The 23,786-nt window shown below is 35.9% G+C and carries 20 protein-coding genes and 1 pseudogene; 14 read left to right on the top strand and 7 right to left on the bottom strand.

Features of this window, described 5'->3' with window-relative positions; all coding sequences use genetic code 11:
- Positions 1–604: 604 nt before the first annotated feature.
- Positions 605–2,446 (bottom strand): FAD-dependent oxidoreductase, encoded by a 1,842-nt coding sequence (locus JF75_RS09915; protein ID WP_052726923.1) that lies wholly within the window; start codon positions 2,444–2,446, stop codon positions 605–607.
- Between the two features lie 357 nt (positions 2,447–2,803).
- Between JF75_RS09915 and JF75_RS09910 the strand changes: the two genes are divergently transcribed.
- The 14 genes from JF75_RS09910 (at position 2,804) to JF75_RS09845 (ending at position 18,405) form a co-directional block, all read left to right on the top strand.
- Entirely contained in the window at positions 2,804–3,085 is a 282-nt protein-coding gene (locus JF75_RS09910; protein ID WP_046332872.1) for a hypothetical protein, read from the top strand.
- A 245-nt stretch (positions 3,086–3,330) separates the two neighbouring features.
- A complete protein-coding gene (gene rpmH, locus JF75_RS09905; protein WP_003549412.1) occupies positions 3,331–3,471 on the top strand; it encodes a 50S ribosomal protein L34 in 141 nt (46 codons plus the stop codon).
- A 52-nt stretch (positions 3,472–3,523) separates the two neighbouring features.
- A complete protein-coding gene (gene rnpA, locus JF75_RS09900; protein WP_046332871.1) occupies positions 3,524–3,892 on the top strand; it encodes a ribonuclease P protein component in 369 nt (122 codons plus the stop codon).
- A gap of 1 nt (position 3,893) precedes the next feature.
- Positions 3,894–4,757: a membrane protein insertase YidC gene (locus JF75_RS09895; protein WP_046332870.1), complete on the top strand. Its 864-nt coding sequence runs from the start codon at positions 3,894–3,896 to the stop codon at positions 4,755–4,757.
- 104 nt (positions 4,758–4,861) lie between these two features.
- A complete protein-coding gene (mnmE, locus tag JF75_RS09890) occupies positions 4,862–6,247 on the top strand; it encodes a tRNA uridine-5-carboxymethylaminomethyl(34) synthesis GTPase MnmE (protein WP_046332869.1) in 1,386 nt (461 codons plus the stop codon).
- A gap of 10 nt (positions 6,248–6,257) precedes the next feature.
- Positions 6,258–8,156 carry a tRNA uridine-5-carboxymethylaminomethyl(34) synthesis enzyme MnmG gene (gene mnmG / locus JF75_RS09885; protein WP_046332868.1) on the top strand — a complete coding sequence of 633 codons (1,899 nt, stop codon included), beginning with the start codon at positions 6,258–6,260 and terminating at the stop codon, positions 8,154–8,156.
- Positions 8,157–8,432: 276 nt separating this feature from the next.
- Positions 8,433–10,244 (top strand): pyruvate oxidase, encoded by a 1,812-nt coding sequence (spxB, locus tag JF75_RS09880; protein ID WP_046332867.1) that lies wholly within the window; start codon positions 8,433–8,435, stop codon positions 10,242–10,244.
- A gap of 110 nt (positions 10,245–10,354) precedes the next feature.
- Positions 10,355–11,740, top strand: coding sequence for an NADP-dependent phosphogluconate dehydrogenase (gene gndA, locus JF75_RS09875; protein WP_046332866.1), 1,386 nt, complete (start codon positions 10,355–10,357; stop codon positions 11,738–11,740).
- Between the two features lie 85 nt (positions 11,741–11,825).
- Positions 11,826–13,382 carry a ClC family H(+)/Cl(-) exchange transporter gene (locus JF75_RS09870; RefSeq protein ID WP_046332865.1) on the top strand — a complete coding sequence of 519 codons (1,557 nt, stop codon included), beginning with the start codon at positions 11,826–11,828 and terminating at the stop codon, positions 13,380–13,382.
- Positions 13,383–13,646: 264 nt separating this feature from the next.
- A complete protein-coding gene (locus JF75_RS09865) occupies positions 13,647–14,681 on the top strand; it encodes an SIS domain-containing protein (protein ID WP_046332864.1) in 1,035 nt (344 codons plus the stop codon).
- Positions 14,682–14,698: 17 nt separating this feature from the next.
- Positions 14,699–16,591 carry a BglG family transcription antiterminator gene (locus JF75_RS09860; RefSeq protein ID WP_046332863.1) on the top strand — a complete coding sequence of 631 codons (1,893 nt, stop codon included), beginning with the start codon at positions 14,699–14,701 and terminating at the stop codon, positions 16,589–16,591.
- Positions 16,592–16,593: 2 nt separating this feature from the next.
- Entirely contained in the window at positions 16,594–17,034 is a 441-nt protein-coding gene (locus tag JF75_RS09855) for a PTS sugar transporter subunit IIA (protein ID WP_046332862.1), read from the top strand.
- A gap of 4 nt (positions 17,035–17,038) precedes the next feature.
- Complete coding sequence (locus tag JF75_RS09850) at positions 17,039–18,073, top strand: PTS fructose transporter subunit IIC (RefSeq protein WP_046332861.1); 1,035 nt, start codon at positions 17,039–17,041, stop codon at positions 18,071–18,073.
- A gap of 17 nt (positions 18,074–18,090) precedes the next feature.
- Entirely contained in the window at positions 18,091–18,405 is a 315-nt protein-coding gene (locus JF75_RS09845) for a PTS fructose transporter subunit IIB (protein WP_046332860.1), read from the top strand.
- Positions 18,406–18,471: 66 nt separating this feature from the next.
- Here the strand turns inward: JF75_RS09845 and JF75_RS09840 are convergent.
- The 6 genes and pseudogenes from JF75_RS09840 to JF75_RS09820 form a co-directional block, all read right to left on the bottom strand.
- A pseudogene (locus JF75_RS09840) lies at positions 18,472–18,663 on the bottom strand (MFS transporter); the annotation flags it as partial.
- 5 nt (positions 18,664–18,668) lie between these two features.
- Complete coding sequence (locus tag JF75_RS10625; RefSeq protein WP_167334220.1) at positions 18,669–18,842, bottom strand: hypothetical protein; 174 nt, start codon at positions 18,840–18,842, stop codon at positions 18,669–18,671.
- A gap of 71 nt (positions 18,843–18,913) precedes the next feature.
- On the bottom strand, positions 18,914–19,204 hold the full coding sequence (locus JF75_RS09835; protein WP_046332858.1) for a hypothetical protein: 291 nt from the start codon (positions 19,202–19,204) through the stop codon (positions 18,914–18,916).
- Positions 19,205–19,350: 146 nt separating this feature from the next.
- Positions 19,351–20,661, bottom strand: a complete 1,311-nt coding sequence (locus JF75_RS09830) for an NCS2 family permease (RefSeq protein ID WP_046332857.1) — start codon at positions 20,659–20,661, stop codon at positions 19,351–19,353.
- Between the two features lie 138 nt (positions 20,662–20,799).
- On the bottom strand, positions 20,800–22,245 hold the full coding sequence (locus JF75_RS09825; protein WP_046332856.1) for a DASS family sodium-coupled anion symporter: 1,446 nt from the start codon (positions 22,243–22,245) through the stop codon (positions 20,800–20,802).
- A gap of 101 nt (positions 22,246–22,346) precedes the next feature.
- A complete protein-coding gene (locus tag JF75_RS09820) occupies positions 22,347–23,654 on the bottom strand; it encodes an NCS2 family permease (protein WP_046332855.1) in 1,308 nt (435 codons plus the stop codon).
- Between the last annotated feature and the right edge of the window lie 132 nt (positions 23,655–23,786).

The following is a 23,786-nucleotide window of genomic DNA, read 5'->3' as shown; positions in this document are numbered from 1 at the left end:
AATAATTCCCTCCGCGTACGTTAAGCAAAACTTATTTTACCATCTATTAAAAATGTTTTCCACAAGTGCACAAAAAGAATTCAGAATTAACAAGCTGTGGATATAATTTACAGGAAAATACACAAAAAAGTGAGTTATTTTGGGCTATTTTTGCTTATTTACAATTTTAACTGTGGAAATCTTTTGCTTTAATAGCAGTAAATTTCACGGAGCGTGAAACATATTATCCACATAGTGTGCAAAACTTTTTTAACAAGCTGTAGATTGTGGATAAACTTGTGTAAAATGCTGTGAGTTAGGAACATGTGGATAAGTTAAAGGCTGCTATTTTAAACAAATAAAACGAAGTTTAAATGGAAAGTTGCCTTTTGTCTTAACATAAAATAAAAGCTAATATCTAATATAATTAACAATTGTGACTTTTAAAATTCTTACTGCTAATAATATAAAGCTTATACTTGCTTGGTTATGAACCAGCGGATAGTTTTATGAATAATTTTGAAGAGATTTTCTAAGTCTATTAAAACTTGTAAATGAATAAAAAGCGTCTCTACTAAAATAAATTAGTAAAAACGCTTTTTACAATTTTCTAAAAATTAGTTTTTTAATATTCTGATGAACCGGTTGTTACATCAGTTTCTGCAGGCGTATCATTGACTTCTTCTACTAAACCGGAGAGGACTCTGCCGACTCTGCGGCCTGAATGCATTCCCTCGGCTAAGGCAGTACCTGATGATGGGTAATAATTTGCATTCCAGCCACCAGAGTTGCAGCCGACAGCATACAGGTGAGCAATCTTTCGGTCATCTTGATCAACTACTTCATAATTAGTAGTTACTTTTAAGCCGCCAATTGCACCAAAATTGCTGTCCTTGTGAGCATAAGCATAGAATGGAGCATGTAATTCTTGCAGGCCTTCTTTACGACCAAACTCTTTGTCCGCACCATTTGCGGCGTTTTTATTCCAGGTCTCTAGTTGCTGCGTTAAGTTTTCAGCTGGTACGTTGATTTTAGCAGCTAATTCTGCAATTGAGTCTGCTTTAAACATTTGTCTGGAATTAATATCCTTCTCCGTGTCTGCAGCAGATTTCCAAGGTGTAAATGGAGCAGAGAAAGTCGATGAATCGAAGATCTGCCAAGTCGGCTTATTCCAAATTAATTCTTGCTGATAGGTAGCACGGGTTAGGTAGCCGTAAGTAGTATCTTCGTTAACATAACGTTTACCATTGCCATTTACGTAAAACATTGGTGGCGTCGGCAAATTATCTGCTGCACCTACATTGCTCTTAAAATCAACATCCATAGAGCCGCCCAAACCTTCAGTTGCAGCGTTAAGTGCTAATCCCATCAAAATACCGTCGCCGGTATCATATTTAGAATTAGTCAAGGCATGATTTTTAATGTCACGATATTGCTGAGGCGCAAATTCTTTAGCTAATTTTTCGTTATAGTCAATACTTGCAGTAGCCAAGACTACACCTTTATTAGCGCGATAATAACTAGTTTTGCCTTTGCAATTTGTTACTACGCCAACAACTGATTTGTCAGTATAGCTGGTAGTTACTAAATTAATTACAGGAGTATCAAAGAAAATCTTTATTCCCAAACGGTCAGCTTCTTTTCTTACAGCGTCAATCATTACGCAGCCACTGCCTAAACCGCCACCGTGTTCATAAACGTGAATTCTTTGCGCAAAGTAATCTTTGTTTTCATAAGGAATGACTCTGTGGCCATAGACAGAGGTCCATTTTATTCCTAAACTTGCCAGCCATTCGATGTTATTAGCAGAATCCTCGGCTAATTCTTTTATTATTTGAGGATTTACTCTGCCTTCACCGGCTTGAATTAACTCTTGAGCATGTAGTTCAGGATTGTCATTTTGGTAGCTTGTAAATTCTTTTTGATATTTATCGCCAGAACCCTGAATAACGCCAGCGGAATAATTACTAGTTCCGCCGACCATACCAGTTTTTTCAAAAATAACTACGTTGTTGCCATGCTTTTTAGCTTCAATAGCAGCTGATAATCCGGAGATACCTGAACCAACGACAATCACGTCATAGGTATCATTAAATTGCACTTGAGAAGCGATATACTTGTTACTGTTTACTTTGGCATAAACCGGATAGTTTGGCTTCTTACTTGGTTTTACTTTAGGATTAACAGCATCGTCTGCAGTTAATTTTCCCTGGGCAACTTCCAAGGCTTTATTTACGCCATTAACAACTGCTGAAGTACTTACTGAAGCGGATGTAACAACATCAACATCGGTATTGCCTGCTTTTTCAATTCTGTTAATCATCGTTGGAATTGCATAGGATCCAACTGTATATGGCTGGACACCGTCAACTGCAACTTTGATTATTTTACCGTCCTTTAATGTAACGTTACTGGTTAATAAGCTGTGAAAGCCTTGAGCAGCACCTTTAAAAACACCACTTACCATAAAAATCTCCTTTTTTATATCAAAATTATTTAAAGCACTATGGAAAGCACTTGTCTACAAAGTCAATTTTATCATTAATAAGTAATAGAATGATTAAAAAAGTGTAAAGAATGTGAAATACTGAGTAAATCAAATTGATCTTAAAATAATGTTATTGCGGCAAGTAAGAGCATTCTTTGAAAAAGGTTTCAAAATCAATACCATGATATTATTTAGAGCAATTTGTGAAAGGTAAAACAAAACTCATAATTAAATTGGATAGTAAAGTTATGAGCAAGCTTTTTTTTGATACAATTAACAGTGCAGAATAATCTAATTATAAGCAACTGAAAATATTTCTTTTTATGAGGCACCAATATGAATTATCAAGATTATGTTGAACAAGGTTTAAAAGATGACGGCAATTTAAAGCTGATTCTTAAAGGAAATATAGAAAATAACGGCCATAATAAGATAGGGGTCGTCAGCGTTGTATACATTACAAAGGATGTTGAAAAAGCTAAACAAAGGATAAGTGAATTAAATGCTAGTAAAAAAGAAGAAGACTATTACATGGTTTATAGCTGCCCTTTAGATAAATATTTACCAGGTCTCGGGCACTATCCGTCAATTGAAATTACGCAAGATGACTTGTCCTAGGGTATATCTTTAGATATGAACGGGATAAAATTAAAATCAGGTCACATCTTTGAATAAGGAAAATGGAGATTATAAAGTTAGCCAAGCGCTTTAATGAAAAAGGTCAAGTCCTATTAGAACGAGACCGTATATTTAGGTGATAAATTCGCATTTTTTTGTCTTTTTACTTGGTTTTTTACTTTAATCATGGTATTCTAGGTATTAAATTGTGCAGTCTGCATACAAAAAATTGGAGGTGTAGTTTAATGACAACTAAAAGAACTTACCAACCTAAAAAGCGTCACCGTTCAAGAGTTCATGGCTTTATGAAACGGATGAGTACATCTAATGGCCGTAAGGTTTTGGCTAGACGCCGTGCAAAGGGTAGAAAAGTCTTATCTGCTTAAACCACTGAAATCCCAGTGGTTTTTTTAATTTATAAGAGTGGAATGAAACGTTTTGAGAAAGTCTTATCGCGTTAAAACAGAAAATGATTTTCAAACAGTTTTTAAATCAGGTAATTCAGTAGCAAACCGGGCTTTTGTTATTTATCAACTGGATAAACCAGAAAACAAGCATTTTCGCGTTGGTATTTCTGTTGGTAAAAAAGTCGGGCATACTGCTGTAGTTCGTAATCGCCTCAAACGTTATATTCGTGCAGTTCTTACGGAAAATAAACCTTTAATTAAGCCACATGTTGATTTTCTAGTCATTGCTAGACCGTATGCGCGTAATTTTAGATGGGATGATGTTCGTAAGAACCTCTTGCATGCACTCTTTTTAGCCAATATAATTGAAGAGATACCGAATAAAGTTGAGGAAAATTAGAGTGAAAGACATTTTAACTAAAAAGAATGTCAAGCGTCTACTTGTACTGCTGACAGTGGTTGCATTAGCAGTTGTTTTAACAGGATGTGCATCCACTGGCACGCTAAAACCAGTTTCACATACAAGTGGCAGCTGGTGGGATCGCTGGGTCATTTATTATATGTCCACGTTTTTGTTGTGGCTGTCGAAACTGATTGGCAACAATTACGGCTGGGCAATTATTATCTTTACAATCATTGTACGGCTAATTTTGTACCCGCTTAGTGCAATTCAGATTAAGAGCACTACTAAGATGCAAAAAATTCAGCCGGAAATGGACGCTTTGCGTAAGAAATATCCTGGCAGCGATACAGAGTCGCGTACTTTACTTTCGCAAGAAACAAATAAGCTCTATAAAGAAGCTGGGGTTAATCCCTATGCCGGCTGTTTGCCTTTAATTATTCAGATGCCAGTTATGCTTGCATTATACGGAGCGATTGCGCAAACTCCCCAGCTCATGACTGGCCACTTTATGTGGATGGATTTAGGTAAGCCTGACCCATACTTTATTATGCCGATTTTATCAATGATTTTGACATTTGCGTCAACATACATTAGTCAACTTTCAATGCCAAAGGAATCACAGACTTTGTCATCAAAAATTATGACTTACGGGATGTCAATTATGGTTGGTGTAATGGGGATTTACTTCCAGTCAGCTATTGTAGTTTACTGGGTAATTTCTAATTTATTCCAGGTAGTTCAGACTTTTATTCTGCAGAACCCAATTAAATATCGGCGTGAGCAGGAAGAAAAAGAGCGCCAGGAGCGTGAACGTAAACGGCAACTGAGAAGAACGTATAAACGGTTAAAACGCAGAAAATAATATTAATCTAAATTAATGATTTAGATAAAGTAGTCAAAGTGCTTTATCCATCATGATTATTCATGGTGGAATAATGCGCTTTTTTTATTGAAAAGGAGAAAATCATGGCACAAACTTTAACGGAGTTTGATACAATTGCAGCGATTTCAACGCCAATTGGTGAAGGTGGGATTTCTATTGTCCGCATGTCTGGTGAAGAAGCAGTTAAAATTGCCAATCAGGTTTTCAAGGGTGCGAATTTAACTAAAGTGCCAACGCATACTATTCATTATGGACATATAGTTGATCCTGCAAGTGAGCAGGTGATTGACGAAGTTATGGTATCTGTAATGCTGGCACCTAAGACTTTTACCAGGGAAGATATTGTTGAGATTAATTGTCATGGCGGCATTGTTGTTACTAATCGTATTTTGCAATTATTATTAAAAACTGGTGCGCGCATGGCCGATCCTGGTGAATTTACTAAAAGGGCGTTTGTTAATGGTCGCATTGACTTAACTCAGGCTGAAAGCGTAATGGATATTGTGCGCGCTAAAACTGATAAGGCCCGGCAAGTGGCTGAAAATCAGCTGCAAGGCGGCCTACTTGAGAAAATTAGGGTAATGCGGCAGGAAATTTTAGATACACTAGCCAATGTCGAAGTTAATATTGATTATCCTGAGTATGATGCAGATACTGTCACGGGCAAGCAGATGACCAGTGTTTCCCAGGCAGTTATTGCTAAAATAGATAAATTGCTCAAAACGGCAAGTGAAGGAACGGCGTTACGTAACGGTTTAGCTACTGCAATCATTGGGCAACCTAATGTCGGGAAATCATCTTTACTTAATTATCTGACTCAAAGTGATACAGCAATCGTGACAGATGTTGCCGGCACGACGCGTGACACATTAGAAGAATATGTCTCGGTTAAAGGTGTCCCCTTAAAATTAATTGATACTGCCGGCATCAGACATACTGATAATAAGGTAGAAAAAATTGGGGTTGAACGTTCCAAAAAAGCACTAGCAAAGGCAGATTTGGTTCTACTCTTGTTTGATTCAAGTAAGGAATTAACTCAAGAAGACTATGCCTTAATTGCTGCTACTAGTGGGAAAAAGCGAATTGCCATTTTGAACAAAACGGATTTGGGGCAAAAAGTTTCTGCTGCTCAGGTTAAACAGCTGACTGAAAGTCCAGTAATCGCCATTTCAATTTTAAAGGAGCAAAATCTTGCTCAGTTAGAAGATGCAATTAAGGAACTGTTTTTCCAGGGTATTGAGAATTCTAACGATCAAGTAATGGTAACCAACCAGAGACAAGTAGGCCTGCTGGAAAAGGCCAAAAAGCAGCTGCAAGATGTCGTTCAGGCGTTAAAAGACGAAGTACCTTTAGATATTGCCCAAATTGATTTCAACGGTGCTTGGGATACATTAGGCCAGATTACAGGAGAAAGTAGTCCGGATGAATTAGTTAATGAGTTATTTAGTCAATTTTGTTTAGGAAAATAGGTGGAAGTTAATGATTAAGAGTTATGACTCAAATGATTATGATGTCATTGTAGTTGGGGCTGGTCACGCTGGCAGTGAGGCTGCTTTAGCTAGTGCCAGAATGGGCCAAAAAACACTGCTGTTAACGATTAGTCTTGATATGGTAGCATTTATGCCCTGCAATCCATCAGTAGGTGGCCCAGCAAAGGGTACGGTAGTGCGAGAAATTGATGCTTTAGGCGGCCAAATGGGTAAAAATATTGATGCAACCTATATTCAGATGCGCATGTTAAATACGGGTAAAGGACCAGCTGTACGGGCCTTGCGGGCACAAGCTGATAAATGGCAATACCATGAGCAGATGAAAAAAGTGATTGAAGAAACGCCTAATTTGACTTTAAGGCAGGCGACAGTTGATGAACTGATTGTCGAAGATGGGGTCTGCAAAGGCTTAATTACTAATACTGGGGCTAAATATCACGCTAAAAGTGTTGTTTTAACCACTGGTACGTCAGCTCGCGGGCGCATTTTTATTGGTGAATTGAATTATTCATCTGGTCCTAACAATACTGTTCCAGCAATTAAATTATCAGAAAATCTGGAGAAATTAGGCTTCAAACTGCGCCGTTTTAAAACGGGCACGCCTCCACGTGTTAACAGCAACACCATCGATTACTCTAAAACTGAGGAAGAACCTGGTGATAAAGTTCCGCGTCATTTTTCTTATGAAACTAAAGATGAAGATTACCTCAAAAATCAGGTTTCCTGCTGGATGACATATACTAATAAGACTACACATAAAATAATCAACCAAAACCTGACCCGGTCTCCAATGTTTTCAGGAGAAATTAAGGGAGTGGGACCACGTTATTGTCCCTCAATTGAAACCAAAGTAGTTCGTTTTGCGGACAAGCCGCGTCATCAGATTTTTTTAGAGCCAGAAGGTAAAAATACTAAAGAAGTTTATGTTGGTGATTTTTCAACTTCAATGCCGGAAGAAATTCAGTTAAAAATGCTGCATTCGGTTGCCGGCCTTGAAAACGCGGAATTGATGCGGCCAGGCTACGCCATTGAATACGATGTAATCGATCCCTGGCAGTTAAAACATACCTTGGAAACTAAAAATATCAAAAATTTATTCACTGCGGGCCAAATGAATGGCACATCCGGCTATGAAGAAGCGGCAGGACAAGGTCTGATTGCTGGTATTAATGCCGCTTTGCGAGCTGCCGGTCAGCCGGGCTTTACCTTAGGCCGTGATGAAGCTTATATCGGTGTTTTAATCGATGATTTAGTAACTAAGGGGACAGAAGAGCCTTATCGTTTACTAACTTCACGTGCAGAGTACCGTTTGATTTTGCGTCATGACAATGCTGATTTGCGTTTGACGGATTACGGTTTTCAACTGGGCTTAATCTCTGAAGAGCGCTATTCCCAGTTTTTAGCAAAGAAAGAACAAATTGCGCAGGCTGCTAATGCTGTTAAAAAGATTACTGTTCACCCCACTAAAGAGGTACAAGACTACCTTGCAAGTATTGGGGAAGACAAGCTTAAAGCTGGAGTTAAAGCAGATGTTTTCTTAAGAAGGCCCAAAGTTAGGGTAGCGGATATCGAACGCTTGACGGGGATGCCTATTTCGAATGAACGTTATGTCAGAGAGCAGATTGAAATCAACGTTAAGTATGCTGGCTATATCAAAAAGGAGCAGCAGCAAATTAATAAATTACACCGTCAGGAAGCAAAGAAAATTCCTGCAGACATCGACTATAATGTAATTGATGGTTTAGCAACGGAAGCGCGCGAAAAATTTGCCAAAATCAGGCCAGAAACAATTGCGCAGGCTGAACGGATTTCGGGAGTTAATCCGGCAGACATGGCAATTCTAAGCGTTTACGTGCAAAATGGTCGCTACGCTAAAATTCATAAATAAATTTAGTAAAAACTTAAAACTTATAAAAAATATTTTTCTTTAAATAATGCACACAAAAGAATACACAAATTTTGTGGTAATGATCAGGTAATCACAAATATGATTATTGCTATTATCTAAAAGTTATAAATTAATTGCTTAACTTTGTGAAAATAATATTTTTACAAAGCGCTTACATCTTGTGATAATCGTTAATTTTGGTCACTTGAAATTGTGAAATTATATGTTTTAATACAATATGTAAGTAAACATGTATTTAAGGAGATGCACTTTAAAATGGCAAAAATTAATGGCGCAAATGCCATGCTCCAAGTTCTATTGGACTGGCATATTGATCATATTTATGGTTTTCCGGGTGGCTCATTTGATTCAACAATGAATGCTATCCATGACTTTAAGGGTAAGATGAAGTATATTGAGGTTCGGCATGAAGAAGCCGGTGCTTTAGCTGCTTCAGCTGAATATAAATTTACTGGCAAGGTCGGCGTATGCTTTGGTTCAGCCGGTCCTGGTGCTGTTCACTTGATGAACGGTTTGTATGACGCAAAATACGACAAGGTACCTATGGTTGCTATCGTAGCTAACGTCCCAACTGGTCGTCAGGATATGGATTTCTTCCAAGCTTTTGATGAAAAGCCTTGGTTTGATCCGGTTGCTGTTTGGGATCACCAAATTAAGCGTGCAGAGCAAATTCCTGCAATGATGGATGAAGCAATCCGTCAAGCATATGCTAAGAAGGGTCCAGCTGTCTTAATTCTTCCTAAGGACTTTGGCTGGGACAAGATTGATGATAATTTCCGTGTAAATTACAATGCATTGCAAGCAATTCCTAATTATGCAGCTCCAAGAAAAGACGAAGTTGAAGCAGCTGTAAAGGTTCTTGAAGAAGCAAAGAACCCAGTTGTTTACTTCGGTTTAGGTATGAAGGGTCATGGCGATGTCTTAGAAAAATTCGCTGAAAAATTCAAGACTCCATTGATGTCTTCAGTTATGGCTAAGGGTGTTGTTGAAGATAAATGCCCAGCTTACATGGGTTCAATTGGTCGTGTTGCTCCTAAGCCAAGTGACGATATTCAAACTCATGCAGATGCTGTTATCTGGGTAGGTAATGACTCACCATTCTCATTGTTCTTCTTTGACCCTAAGGCTAAAGTTGTACAAATTGATGTTGACTCAGAAAAATTAGGTAAGCGTCACGCAGTTGATGTTCCAATTTTGGCTGACGGTGCTAAGACTTTACAAGCTATTATTGATGCTGGTCAAGCTCGTGAAGAATCACCACTTTATAAGGCTGCTATTGCAGATCGTCAAAACTGGGAAGAATGGGAGCACAGCTTTGATGATTCTGACGAAATGCCAATTCGCCGTGAGCCAATCTTTGACATCATTAACAAATATGCTGATGATGATGCACAATTTGCTATTGATGTTGGTAACATCAACATTGACTTCCAACGTTTAGTAAACTTGCATGATGACCAAACTTGGGCAACTTCAGGCTTGTACGCAACTATGGGCTTTGGTTCACCAGCTGCACTTGCTGCTGCAACTGCTCACCCAGAACGCGAAGTTTGGAACTTGAGTGGTGATGGTGGTTTTGCCATGATGAGCCAAGAATTGTTGACTGAAGCTCGCTACAACATGCATATCTTAAACGTTGTCTTTACAAATGAAACTTTAGGTTACATTGAAGCTGAGCAAGTTGATGAATCACACCAACCATTATCAGGTGTTATTATGCCTAATAACGACTGGGCTAAGGTTGCTGAAGGTATGAACGTGAAGGGTGTAACTGTACGCACTAAGAAGGAATTCGAAGACGCAGTTAAGGAATTCAAGCAAATGGATGGACCAATGTTGGTTGACATTAAGTTCACTCATGACATGCCTTACTCAAGTGAATTGAATGCTCTTGATGATCCAGAATTTGTTAAGAAGTATCAAGCAGAAGCATTGAAACCATTTAGCTACTTTGCTGACAAGTACGGTGTAGTAGCAGATGTTGCTTCAGGTGCTTCAGAAGCTGAAGAAGAGGAGCCGGAGCCAGAACCAGAGCCTGACACAACTTCAGGTGCTTCAGCTCACTAATAGCCCTATATATTGGTTTGAAAAAAGCGAAACTTTTTGAAAGTTTCGCTTTTTTGCGGTCTTACAAGTATAATGATAGAGTATGAAACTTAAAAGATGGAGGACTATAAATGCAACAGTTCGGAATTATAGGCTTATCAGTAATGGGTAAGAACCTTGCTTTGAATGTAAGAAATAATGGCTTTTCCGTTTCTGGTTTTTCTATTGATAAACCAGAAGTAGATGCTTTTGCTAAATATGAAGATGATAAGTTGAAACCAACATATTCATGGGAAGAATTTGTTGATTCTTTGGAAAAACCACGTAAGATTTTAATCCAAATTGCGGCTGGTAAACCAGTTGATGAAACTTTACAAAAATTATTACCACTTTTGGATAAAGGCGATATTTTACTTGACGGTGGAAATTCAAACTTTCATGACACTAACCGGCGCTATCATGAAATGGAACAACATGGTATTCACTTTATTGGCATGGGTGTTTCAGGCGGTGAAGAGGGTGCTTTAAATGGTCCAGCTTTGATGCCGGGTGGAGATGAAGATGCTTATAAGAAAGTCGCTCCGATTTTAGAAGCAATTGCAGCTAAAAACTCTGAAGGTCATCCATGCGTCAGCTTTATTGGGCCTGAAGGCAGCGGTCACTATGTTAAGATGGTACATAACGGGATCGAATATGGCATTATGCAGGAATTTTCTGAAGTTTATGATATCCTACGTAAAGTTGCTGGCAAAACAAATGATGAAATGTCAGCTATTTTTGCTCACTGGAACGAGGGGCTGGTTAAAGCCTATCTAAGTGAGATTACGGCTGAGGTTTTAAAGCAAAAAGATAACCTAACCCCTGACCATGTAATTGATCATATCTTAAACGTGGCTTCTTATAAGGGTACTGGGAACTGGATGTTGGAAGACGGTGTTCATCTGGGAGCTCCAATCAGCGTTATTGCAGAAGCAGTTATTAGTCGCTTCATGTCTAAGGCCACTACTCGTGAAGGTAAAGAAATAAAGTGGAATGGTGAAGTCCCTCAAGATTTGATTGATAATTTGGGTAAAGCACTACAATTATGCCAAGCTGTTGCTTACGCCCAAGGCTTCCAACAACTAAAAATGGCTGCTGATGCATATAACTGGGATTTACGCTATCCTGCAATTGCTCAATCTTGGGAAGCAGGCTGCATTATTCGCTCATCAATGCTAAAAGATATTGAAAAGGCATTTGCTGAGGGTAAAAAACTCGATAACATGTTCCAAGATCCTTACTTTAAAGACTTAATGGATAAAAATATCCCAGCATTACGTAATGTAATTGTGCTGGCAACTAAAGCTGGTATTCCAACCCCAACATTAAGTGCATCATTGAACTACTTGGAATCAATTTTCAATCCTAGTCTACCTGCAAACTTAATTCAGGGTCAACGTGATTACTTTGGTGCTCACACTTACTTTAGAAACGACCGTGATGGTGTTTATCACACAGAATGGTATGAAGAAAAATAATGTTACACGTGTAACAACTAAAACCAGTTAAGTCGCGACTTTAACTGGTTTTTTGCTAGTGTTAAATAAAGAAAGTGGAGGTAAAATGAGAGATAAAAAAGTACAGATAAAACTCTTAGTAGAAGCGATACTAGTAGGGCTTGCTAGTGGCTTTGTCGTGGGAATTTTTCGCTTTGGCATTGCCAAGATGACAAAATTGTGGCTTACTCTGTTTCACGTGGCACATCAAAGTGCATTGTGGTTCATCCCAATTATATTTGGCCTTATTTTAGTTGGATTAATCGCAGGTTATTTTGTTAAGCAATATCCCCATGTTGGCGGCTCTGGTATCCCGGAAGTTAAATTGCAACTTGAAGGAAATTTAACCTTACAATGGTGGCCCACATTATGGCGTAAAGTTATTGGGGGTATTTTAGTAATCAGTACAGGCCTGTTTTTAGGCCCTGAGGGACCTTCTTTACAAATAGGCTCAACTATCGGTCAAGGTGTTGGCGAAGGCACTAAGGAGTCGAAAACTAATGCTCGAGTACTATTAGCTACTGGAGCGGCCAGTGGATTAGCTGCAGCTTTTGGAGCACCATTAAGTGGTGCGTTGTTTGTACTTGAAGAAGTTTTTCATAATTTCTCTCCCCGCGTTTGGCTGAATGCACTGGCTGGGGCATTAGTATCAGATTTTGTTGTATCAAATATTTTTGGTCAAAAGCCATCTTTGTCTCTCATTTATCGTCATACTTTTCCTGTAAAGCTCTATGGTTACTTGTTACTTTTAGGCTTAATTTTAGGTTTACTAGGTCACCTTTATAAAGTTGGTTTATTTAAGGGAAAAAAGTTATATGCTAAAATTACTTTCTTACCTAGTTGGCTATATGGATTAATACCTCTTATTTTATTGATACCAATTGCTTATTTTTGGCCCTTAATTACTGGTCCGGGAAATAGATTGATTTTAGCCTTACCACAAATTATTAAACAAAGTAGCTGGAAAATAGTTGGTATGTTACTGTTTTTCTTTATTGTGAGAATTATTTTTTCTATTATTTCTTATGATTCGGGCTTGCCTAGTGGTATTTTCTTGCCAATATTGACAATGGGTGCTGTAATCGGGGCCAGCTACGGCCTTATTTTGGTTCAATTACATTTATTGCCTACAAAATTAGTAATTAATTTGATTATTTTTGCAATGGCCGGGTTCTTTGCTGCTGTAATTCGAGCTCCATTTACAGCTATTATCTTAATTACGGAAATGGTGGGGTCGCTGCTGCATTTAATGCCTTTGGCTGTGGTAGCTTTTGTTGCCCTGCTGGTTGATGAATTGCTTAATGGAGACCCAATTTATGGCACACTGGCGCGAGCAATGGTTGCAAATAATAAGAAACATACTCCTGCGATATCAGGCAAAACTGACCAACTAACGGTACCAATTTATGAGGATAGTCAGCTCGCAGGCAAAAAAATCATGCAGATTAAGTGGCCTAAACATACATTGGTTAAGGCGGTGTACCATGATGGCCAGTATCTAATTCCCAACGGACAAACATTAATTAAAGCCGGTGATTCATTAGTTTTAACACTAGATGCTGGCCAACGCGGTAAAGTATTTGGTCAGATAAAACAAATGCAAAGAATAAAATATGATGGCTAAAAAGATTTCTGTTGTTTTTAACAATTAGATAAAAATTATAAATACTTAATTAAGGATTATTTCCTATATACAAAAGGAAACAATCCTTTTATTTTGTTTTAGATTATAAGCCTTTGGCATACTAACTATGGTTAAATTTTAGTAATAAATAAAAATTGTTCTATAAATGTAGAACTATTTTGGTTACTTATACTATTGAATTATAGCGCTTTCAAATATATTGTGTAATTAAGGATGCATCCATGAAAACAGAAGGGATGAAAAATGAATACAGATTTAATGTTGAGATATATTGAAGATACGCCGAATGCAATTACTGATCTTCTTGACACTTTTGAAAGAGTTTACTCAAAGGATAAACTTCCGGTAGCCAAAAATATAGTTTTTATTGGTTCAGGAAGCTCATTTAACACAGCGTGTCAGGTAACATTTTTTTATGAAAATTATCTAGGACTTAATACTCAAGTTTATTATCCTGATACTTTTTTAAGTATTAGAGAGTTAAATTTAAGTAAGCAAAATACTCTAATAGTGGTAATTTCTGAAACAGGAACAAGTACCTATACAAATATGGCCTTAAGCAAAGCCAGAAAAGATGGCTATAAAACAATTGCTCTTACACAATATAAAAATGCACCATTAGCAAATAATTGTGATTATTATTTTAATTTTTGTTGTGGTGAGGAAAACTGCAATGCAAAAACAAAAGGTTATACAAATAATTTAATATTACTTTACTTATTAGGAACTATGCTTGCTAATACATCTTTTGATAGTAGCAAGTTGATTAAAGAAATTGAAGAAATAAAAAAAGAGATCAAAAATTTAATTGAAAGTTTCCCGCTTTGGTTTAGTAAGCATCATAAATTAGTTAGAATGAACAACATTTTAGTTGTAGGAGCGGAGCCATATTTAGGTGCTACTAAAGAAGCAGCATTGAAGATGTCAGAAACTATGTTAGTTCAAAGTTCATTTACAACTGCTGAGGAATTTCCACATGGTTTTCACCGTCCAGTTAACCAAAATAGCAACATTTTTTTAATTAATAGTACTGCCTATCCATTGGAAAAAACTACTAATTATTTTCAAACAAAAATTAATAATATGATTCTAATTAATACCGTAGATAATCAAAATGGAGATTTCAATATAAAAAAGCATAAATATTACTTAGAGGCAATAACTATTGGAATTGTTTTCCAATTATTTGCTTACTATATACCTACATACTTAGGTTTAGATCCAAATCGTAATGCAAATGATGACTATGATGAGTTAATTAAAAATAGATTGACTTAGACGATTAGGTGATAGATATGGAAAGAAGAGCAAGATTATTAATTAAGTTAATAGAATCGAATAATTATCTTTCTAGTGCTCAATTATCTAATATCTTTTCAGTTTCTACAAAAACGATTTTTAATGATCTTGAAAAATTAGAATCAGTATTGTGTAAATTTCAACTAAATATTAAGAAAAAGCCTGGAACTGGATTAAAAATCACTGGTTCTTCAGAGCAGAAAGAGAAATTAAAAAATTATATCTTTGAAAATCTTTCAAGTAATAAATTTGAAATTACAATGCGACAAATTGATATTTGTTTGTATTTGTTTATTCATGAATCCTATGTAAAAGATATAGCTGCAAATTTTTTTATTAGCCGTAGCACTGTGAGTAGAGATATTAACCAGATAAATAATAATTTTCTTTCCCAATACAATATAAAGATAATAAAAAAACATGAAATATTTAAAATTGAAGGTGATGAAGTAACAAAGCGAAAAGTATTATCAAAACTCATATTTATGAAGTCAGACTTTAATTTGGAAAATGAGATATTAAAAAATGATGTACCACTATATATTAATAAATTGTTTAATATTGATCTAAATCCATTAATAGAATTTATTAATAAACTTGAATATGACTTTAATATTAAATTTACAATTGAATCCAAAAAAAACCTACTAATACATTTAGCAATATCAGTGAAAAGAATAAAACTTGGAAAAAATATTACATCTGTTGGAAAGATCAAAGATAAGCTCACTAATTATGATGTATATATTCCGATATTAAAAAAAGATATTTTAAGTATTGAAAAAAGTTACAGTATAACTTTTTCTGAAGAGGAATTGTACTTAATTCTTTTGTATATTTTTAGTTCCAAAGTTTTAGACAAAAATAATTATGATGCAGACAAAGATTTTAAATTAAAAACTAAAAAATTTGTACAAAAAGTTAGTGAGGAGACAGACTATAACTTCAATAGCGATAAAGAATTGCTTAATTCATTGTGTGTGCATTTAGAAGTCGCAGAATTAAGAATAGATTTTGAATTAGAGATCTATAATCCTTTTTTAAAGTATATTCTTGAGCATGATTTGTACCTGTTCATAGCCGTACAAGATAACATAAATATTATTTTTGATAAAAAGGTGCCAGATTCAGAAGTTGCTTTTATAGTTACGCACTTTATGGCTTCAAAGGAAAGATCAATCAAGAAAAAGAATGTTTTAATTGTATGTTCAAGCGGAATTGGCATTTCTTCGTTACTTAAAGAAAGAATTATAAATAATTTTCCTAAATACAATGTTATTGGCACTGCCTCTATAGGTGAAATTAAACAGTACAAAAAAGTTGATCTCATAATATCTACGGCAGATCTTAAAAAAATAACTGATAAAAAGTATGTAGTCATAAAGCCTTTTGATAACATCAAAAACATTAATAATATTATTTCTCAAATTAATGGTAAACAGCAAAAAGTATCTATTAAATTTTCCAATGATCATTGTTGGTTTTTAAGCGAAGTTAATAACAAACAACAAGTATTAGAGAAAATTTCAAAAATATTGAGTGATAAGCAATTAGTTTTTCCCAATTATGTAAACGTTATAAAAAAGAGAGAAAGAATAGGCTCTACTTATATTGGCGAAAATGTAGCTTTAGTTCATGGTATATATAAAGAAAAGCATTTAGTCCCTTCTTTGAATATTTTTAAACTAAAAAAAGCAATTAATTGGTCAAAAAATGAAAAAGTAGATTTAATAATAAATTTTGTTGCAACTAAAAACTCTGAGAAAGATTTTAAATTTATTTTTCAAAGAATGGGTAAGAGCATAGATGATATCCAGTTTTGGAATAGTTTAAAAGCTATCCCTTTAAAAAAAATACCAGAAATGTTAAATGAAAGGTTTAGATTATAGAGATGATCAATACTGACATAGTATTTTTAGATTTAAATTTAAAGACTAAAAAGGAAATAATTGATTTTCTGATTAAAAAACTAAAAGAGCACAATTATTTAAATTCAAGTTCAAAAGATTTTAAAAATAAAATTCTCATAAGAGAAAACGAAGTAACTACTTATATGGGTAATTCAATTGCCATACCCCACGCAAAGTCAAGCGATGTTAAAAAGCCATTCATTACCTTTTTAAGGTTACAAAAACCTCTTGAGTGGAACAAGGATACAAAGAGTTGGGTGAATATGATTTTTATGCTGGGAGTACCAAATAAAAAGAGTGATATACATTTAAAAGTATTGTCGAGTTTAGCAAAAAAATTAATAAATAAAGAGATTTTGAATGCTCTAGCAAAAACAAAAAGCGAAAGCGAAGTAATAAAAATTTTAGACGAAAAGGGGTAAAGAAATGAGCGTACTTAAAAGAGAAGTAAATAGAATTAAAGGGGCTCTAATGACAGGAGTGGGATATATGATTCCATTTGTTATTTTTGGGGGTATTTACATTGCTCTTGCCACAGCTCTAAGTACAAGCGGGAAAGGTATCGCTATTACTAATCCGATCCTAAAAACTTTAAATTCGTTTGGCACAACTTCAATGCAATTAATGGTACCTATATTGGCAGCCTTCATTGCTTTTGGCTTTGCTGATAGAGCAGCAATTATGCCAGGATTTTTAGGGGGCCTTATAGCATATAAAAACGGCGCAGGATTTTTAGGAGGTATTGTAGCTGGTATCCTTGCGGGATATGTAGTTATGTGGACTAAAACTCTTTGTAAACCCATACCAGCAAGCTTAAAGGCATTAGTACCAATTTTTATTGTTCCATTGATCGATGGTTTAATAGTAGTTGTCATAATGAAATATATTGTTGTTGCTCCGGTTGCCGGAATAATGAGCTCAATGACTGCGTTTTTAAAATCTATGTCTAATGGTAACGCAATTTTATTAGCAGCAATCCTTGGCTTCATGACAGCGTTTGATATGGGAGGACCTGTTAATGTAGTAGCATGTTTATTTGCTTGGGCGTATTTTGATCAAGGTATTTATACACTGGCTGCTCCAGTTGCTGTCGCAATTTGTACTCCTCCTCTTGGAATGGGATTAGCAACTTTGTTTGCACCTAAATTGTGGGATGAAAGTCAAAAAAGTGCTGGAAAGGCAGCGCTTTTAATGGGAATTATTGGTATATCAGAAGGAGCTATTCCTTTTGCTGCTGAAGATCCTTTAAAGGTAATTCCTGCAAATTGTATTGGTGGAATAGTTGGAGCAATCATTGCGATGCTTGCAGGATGTGAAGAATATGCCCCTCAAGGAGGTATTATAGTTACTCCTGTTGCGACACATAAAATAATGTTTGTCATTGCAATTTTGATTGGGTCTATAGTAACAGCTATATGTATTAATATTTTTAAAGTTGGTTTAAAAGGTAAGAATAAATAAATTTGGAGGTAAAAATTATGAAAGTTGTTGGTGTAACTTCTTGTTCAACTGGTATTGCTCACACTTATATGGCAGCTGAGGCTTTGAAAAAAGCTGCAAAAAGTCTCGGATATGAAGTTAAAGTAGAAACTCAAGGAAGTGTAGGTACTGAAGACAAGTTGACTGAAGATGATATTAAAAATGCTGATATAATTATTATTGCTTCAGATGTGCCTATTTCTGGGAGAGATAGATTTGAAGGACTTGATAATGTATATGAATCTGGTTCTGAACCATTTATTATCAATGCTGATCAGGAATTAAAGAAAGCAATTGATTATTTAAAGAAATAATATATTAAGAAAAATATTATGACTAAAAAGCGCGTTACAAACAAACGTGCTTTTAGTTTTTAAATTTTATTTTTTTAGATATTTAGGTGAAGTTTCTGGTGCCCAGATTAAATAAATGACAAAAGCAACCAAGAGAACGCAGGCACAAACAAGCATTGCCAAGTTTGGCCCGCCTATTTCTGTTAGAATTGGCAATAAAAATGTCCCCGCAGCCACGCCAATACGACTGATTGTAATATAGGTTCCCACACCACCGGCTCCAATTAATCCAGTCCACATGTTACTAATTTGAATATATTTGGCGCTACGCCAGTAATTCCTAGTGAAAAGCCACTAGCAAGCCCTAACGCAATGGCAGTCAATACGCGTAAATGAACTTTTGCAAGAGGTGCCTTTTTATAATCTTTTTTAATTGTTTTTGTCTTTTCTTCTTTCATAATAATAGATTAAATACGAGCTACTTAATCTACCTTACAACTTCTCTTTCATTAATGAATTAAAAAAAAGTTTATTTTTGTAAAATTAAATTGAATATAACTAAAACTAAAGCCGCAAGGAGCCAAATACTAAAATTTACCACTGCTTTTGCAGCATTTTTATTATCAAGACTAGTGTGATTAATTAAATATTCAAAGGCAAATATCAAAAAGCTGAATGTGGCCAGCCACAAAATGGCGCAGAGTCTTCCAGCAGTTGAATAAGGGAAAAAGCCAGAATTAAGACTGGCTAGTAAAGCAACAACAAAAAACGTAACAGTGCCAATATAGCGGCTGAACCATTTCTCTTTAGTGTTGGACATGATAATTTACCTTCTTTCATGAATAAAATGTAAATATTTTTATGAATTATAATAGCAAATAAATAAAAAATAAAGTGTAATTTATCAATTAAGCATAAACAAAAAGGCCACTTCTAAAAGTGGCCGTTGTAATTAGACAGATATTCTTACATATTTGTGATCAAGAAAAAGATAACAAATACAACTAATAAAATATACATCATTGGTGAAACTTTTTTGGCCTGTTTTGATGCAATCATGGTAATTGGATAGGCAATCATGCCAAGAGCCAAGCCATCAGAAATGCTATAAGTTAATGGCATACCAACTACCGTCAAAAATGCTGGAAGGGCAATTTCAAACTTATCCCAGTCAATTTTTTTCAGGTTTCCTGCCATGAGCACCCCAACAATAATCAATGCTGGAGCAGTAACAGTGGTGGGAATAACCGCCAAAAGCGGGCTGAAAATCATTGAAATCAAGAAAAAGATTCCTACAAAGATTGCAGTTAAACCTGTGCGACCACCCATAGCGATGCCGGCACTAGATTCAACAGATGTACCAAGTGGTGCAGTTCCTAAGACTGCTCCTTCAACCATGGCTAACGAATCCGATAGGAACGCTCTACCAATTCGTGGTATTTTACCATTTTGATCAACCATTCCTGCTTGTTCACTCATGCCAATCAGCGTTCCTGCAGTGTCGAAGAAAGTAACCAGTAAAAAGGTTAAAACTACCATGAATAGTTGGGGAGTATTAATATCTTTTAAATGAAATACAGCTTGACCAAAGGTAGGAGCAATGCTTGGTGCGCTGGCGATAATACCTTTAGGAACAGCTACTTGGCCAATAATAACCCCAAAGACAGCTGTTACTACCATACCGATAAAAATGGAACCTGGCACATTCATTGCCATTAAAATCACAGTTAAAACTAAACCGAAGAGGGTAATCCAAACGGCTGGTGAATTAAATTTGCCCAAAGTAACTAAATTTGAATCACTATTGACAATTAATTTGCCGTTTTGCAGGCCAATAAAGGCAATAAATAAGCCAATACCAGCCGAAATAGCATATTTCAAATCCTGTGGAATGGCATCGACTACTATTTCACGAAGTTTCAAAACTGTTATTAAAATAAACAAAACAGATGCAACTAAAACAGCAGCTAAGGCAGTTTGCCAGTTAATGTGCATTCCGCCACAAACGTTGTAAGCAAAAAATGCAGCACTGCCAAGTGTGGGAGCCAAGGCTACAGGATAGTTAGCAACCAGACCCATAATAAAACAGCCTATTGCAATTGAAACTGCGGTTACTGTAAAAGCCGCTCCCTTATTAATACCTGCTGCGTGTAAAATGTTAGGGTTAACAAAAAGGATGTAGGAGAGACTGACAAACGTAGTTAATGCAGCTATTAACTCGCGCTTAACAGTGGTATGAGCATCGTTTAAATGAAAGACTTTATCTAATGTCGTCATTTTTCCTCCAAAAAATATTAAAATTATAAAGAACTAATATAACTAGTATATAACTTATTTAGTATAAAAATCCATTTTATTCAAAATTATTTCCCAGGTAATAAAAAAAGCAAATCTGTATAGATTTGCTTTAACAGCTTACCACATACCAATTAGTTTCATCCAGGCTAATCCGATTATGCCATAAACTAAGATATAGAAGATACCGAATATAAAACTAAGTTTCCACCATTCATTTTGCTTAACATATCCTGAAGAAGCTAAAACAGAAGCGGCAGGGCTGGAATAGTGAGTTGTGGAACCCATAATTGCTGAAAAAAGCGCTAAAAACTGTGCTGCCAGTAATTTTGGTGCTCCTGCTGAGATTGCTACGGTTAAAAGAGGCAGATACATTGCTGAATTATGAGCCGTGGCACTGGCAAATAGATAATGAGTATAGAATAGAACTAGTGCTAATACTACTAAAACTACTAGCCAGTTGAGGCCCTTCATTGCACTAGAAATACTTGTTGATATCCACCCAATTAAACCAAACTGAGTTAGTTTTTCAGCCATAAATACTAAAATAGACAACCAAATCAGAATGTTCCAAGCTCCGGTTTCGCTTAACAGGTCTTTAGGTGTTAATACACCTGTAAGCAGTAAAAGTGAAACAGAAATGAATGCAATCAATGTAGCATCTATTCCTAAAGTACTGGAAAGCATCCATAAAACTAAAGTAATTGCAAAAATAACTGCCATTAATTTTTCAGGCAAAGTAAGTTTACCCATTTTTGCCAGTTCACCGTCAGCCCATTCTTTAGCGTTAGGAGTTTCCTTGATTTCTGGTGGGTAAAGCTTATAAACAAAATATGGTACAACAAGTAAGCAAATTGCTGCAGGCACAATGCTGGCCGTTAACCATGGCATCCAGCTGAGAGTCACACCTGCTTTACCAGCAAGTGCAACAGCAATTAAGTTAGGTGCGCAAGCAGTCATAAATAATGATGAAGTAATAATGTTAACTTGAAATTCTGTAAAAGTTAGATATGCTCCCATCTTTTTACGAGATGGGTCATTGGGCTTAGAGTCAAATGTATTTGCTAATGATTGAATTAATGGATATACCACGCCACCTGCTCTGGCACCATTTGAAGGAGTTGCAGGAGAAACTATTAAATCAATAGCACCAATAGCATAGCCTAAGCCTAAGGATTTATGACCAAACCATTTAACAAAATATAAAGCAATTCTCTGACCTAAGCCCGTTTTTACAATACCACGTGAAATCATAAAGGCCATAACGATTAGCCAAGCAGATGAATTGGCGAACGCGTCAATTGCTCCTTTTGCGACGACCTTCCCGTTAACAATTTTGTCGGCAAGGGGTGCAAGCCCGAGGCAAATAGTAAGAGTAAAGCCTATTAAAGTAACACCGCTAATAGCTATAGGTAACGTAATACAACCAATGATTGTTCCAATAAATATTGCCAGCATATGCCAGGCTTGGACTGATACTCCGGCAGGACGAATTGGAGTCGTAAACCAGAATATCAAGCCAAACAATAGTGGCAATATAAATTTTTTATAATCTATCGTCTTCATAAAAGACTCCCTTCTAAATAAAAAAGCAAATATATTAGGCGAATAAACACCCTTATATTTGCTTAGTTTAACATATTATTCTTTTAAAACAATCAGTAAGTTTAAAAATTCAATACCCATAAGAATACGATGAATACGAAGAAAAGTATCCACATCATTGGTGTAACTTCTTTTATTCTCTTAGCAGCAACCATACATATAGGATATGTTATTAAGCCTAGAGCTAAACCATCTGAAATTGAATAGGTTAAAGGCATACCGATTAAAATTAAGAAGGCAGGAACGGCAATTTCCATTTTATCCCACTGAATATGAGCGGTGTTTTGAGCCATCAAGACACCAACAATAATTAGTGCTGGAGCCGTTACGTGAGTTGTAAATAAGCCTAAGAGTGGACTAAAGATCATTGATATTAAAAAGAAAATTGCTACAAAGACGGCTGTTAAACCTGTTCTGCCGCCAACAGCAATACCAGCACTAGATTCGACAAATGCACCAACTGGTGAAGTTCCTAAGACTGAGCCAACCATCATGGCCGTGGAGTCTGAAGCCAGCGCTTTACCTACCCGGGGCATCTTATTGTCTTTCATAAAACCGGCTTGCTGGGCTAAGCCAATTAAAGTACCTGCAGTATCAAAGAAGGTTACTAAAAGAAAAGTAAGAACAACAACCCACATTTGTAAAGTATTAATGTCTTTAACATGAAAAATTGCTTGACCAAATGATGGAGCGATGCTTGGTGCAACAGAAATTATTTTAGTTGGTAAAGAAATTTGCCCTGTGATTACACCAAAAATGGCTGCTAAAACCATTCCAATAAAGATAGCACCTGGTACATTTAAGATCATTAAAATAACAGTAACAATTAAGCCAAAAATGGTAATCCAAACAGCTGGATCATGAAGTGATCCCAAACCAACTAAAGTTGATTTGTTTGCTACGATTAAGCCACCGTCTTGCATTCCTAAGAAAGCGATGAACAAACCAATTCCAGAAGAAATGGCAAATTTTAGATCGGAAGGAATAGCGTTAATTATCATCTCTCGCAACTTAAACATAGTAATTAAAATAAAGATGATAGATGCTACGAAAACAGCAGCTAAAGCTGTTTCCCATGAAACATGCATGCCTATGCAAACTGTATAAGCAAAAAAAGCATTGATGCCCAAGGCAGGAGCTTCCCCAATCGGGTAATTAGCAACAATTCCCATAATTGCAGTACCCAGAGCACTAGCTAAAGCAGTTGCTGTAAAAACCGCACCTTTATTCATGCCACTGGCTCCCAGAACGCTAGGATTAACGAATAAAATGTATGACATACTGATAAAAGTAGTTAATCCAGCTAGAAATTCGATTTTAACACTGGTTTTATATTTATCGAGTTGAAAATAACTCTTTATAAAGTTCATCTAACCTCTCCCAAAATTATTGTTCGCGTTTTATATCAAAATCAACGCCTAAAATAGTTTATCATTCATTTAAAGCAATGTAAACCCGAATTATATTAGCAAAAAAGCCATAGAATAACTATAATCTTTAAC

It is taken from the genome of Lactobacillus kimbladii (assembly GCF_000970755.1).
In the GTDB taxonomy this organism is placed as follows: domain Bacteria; phylum Bacillota; class Bacilli; order Lactobacillales; family Lactobacillaceae; genus Lactobacillus; species Lactobacillus kimbladii.
The sequence above is the reverse complement of the archived record's forward strand: the minus strand, read 5'-3'. Positions and strand labels throughout refer to the sequence as shown.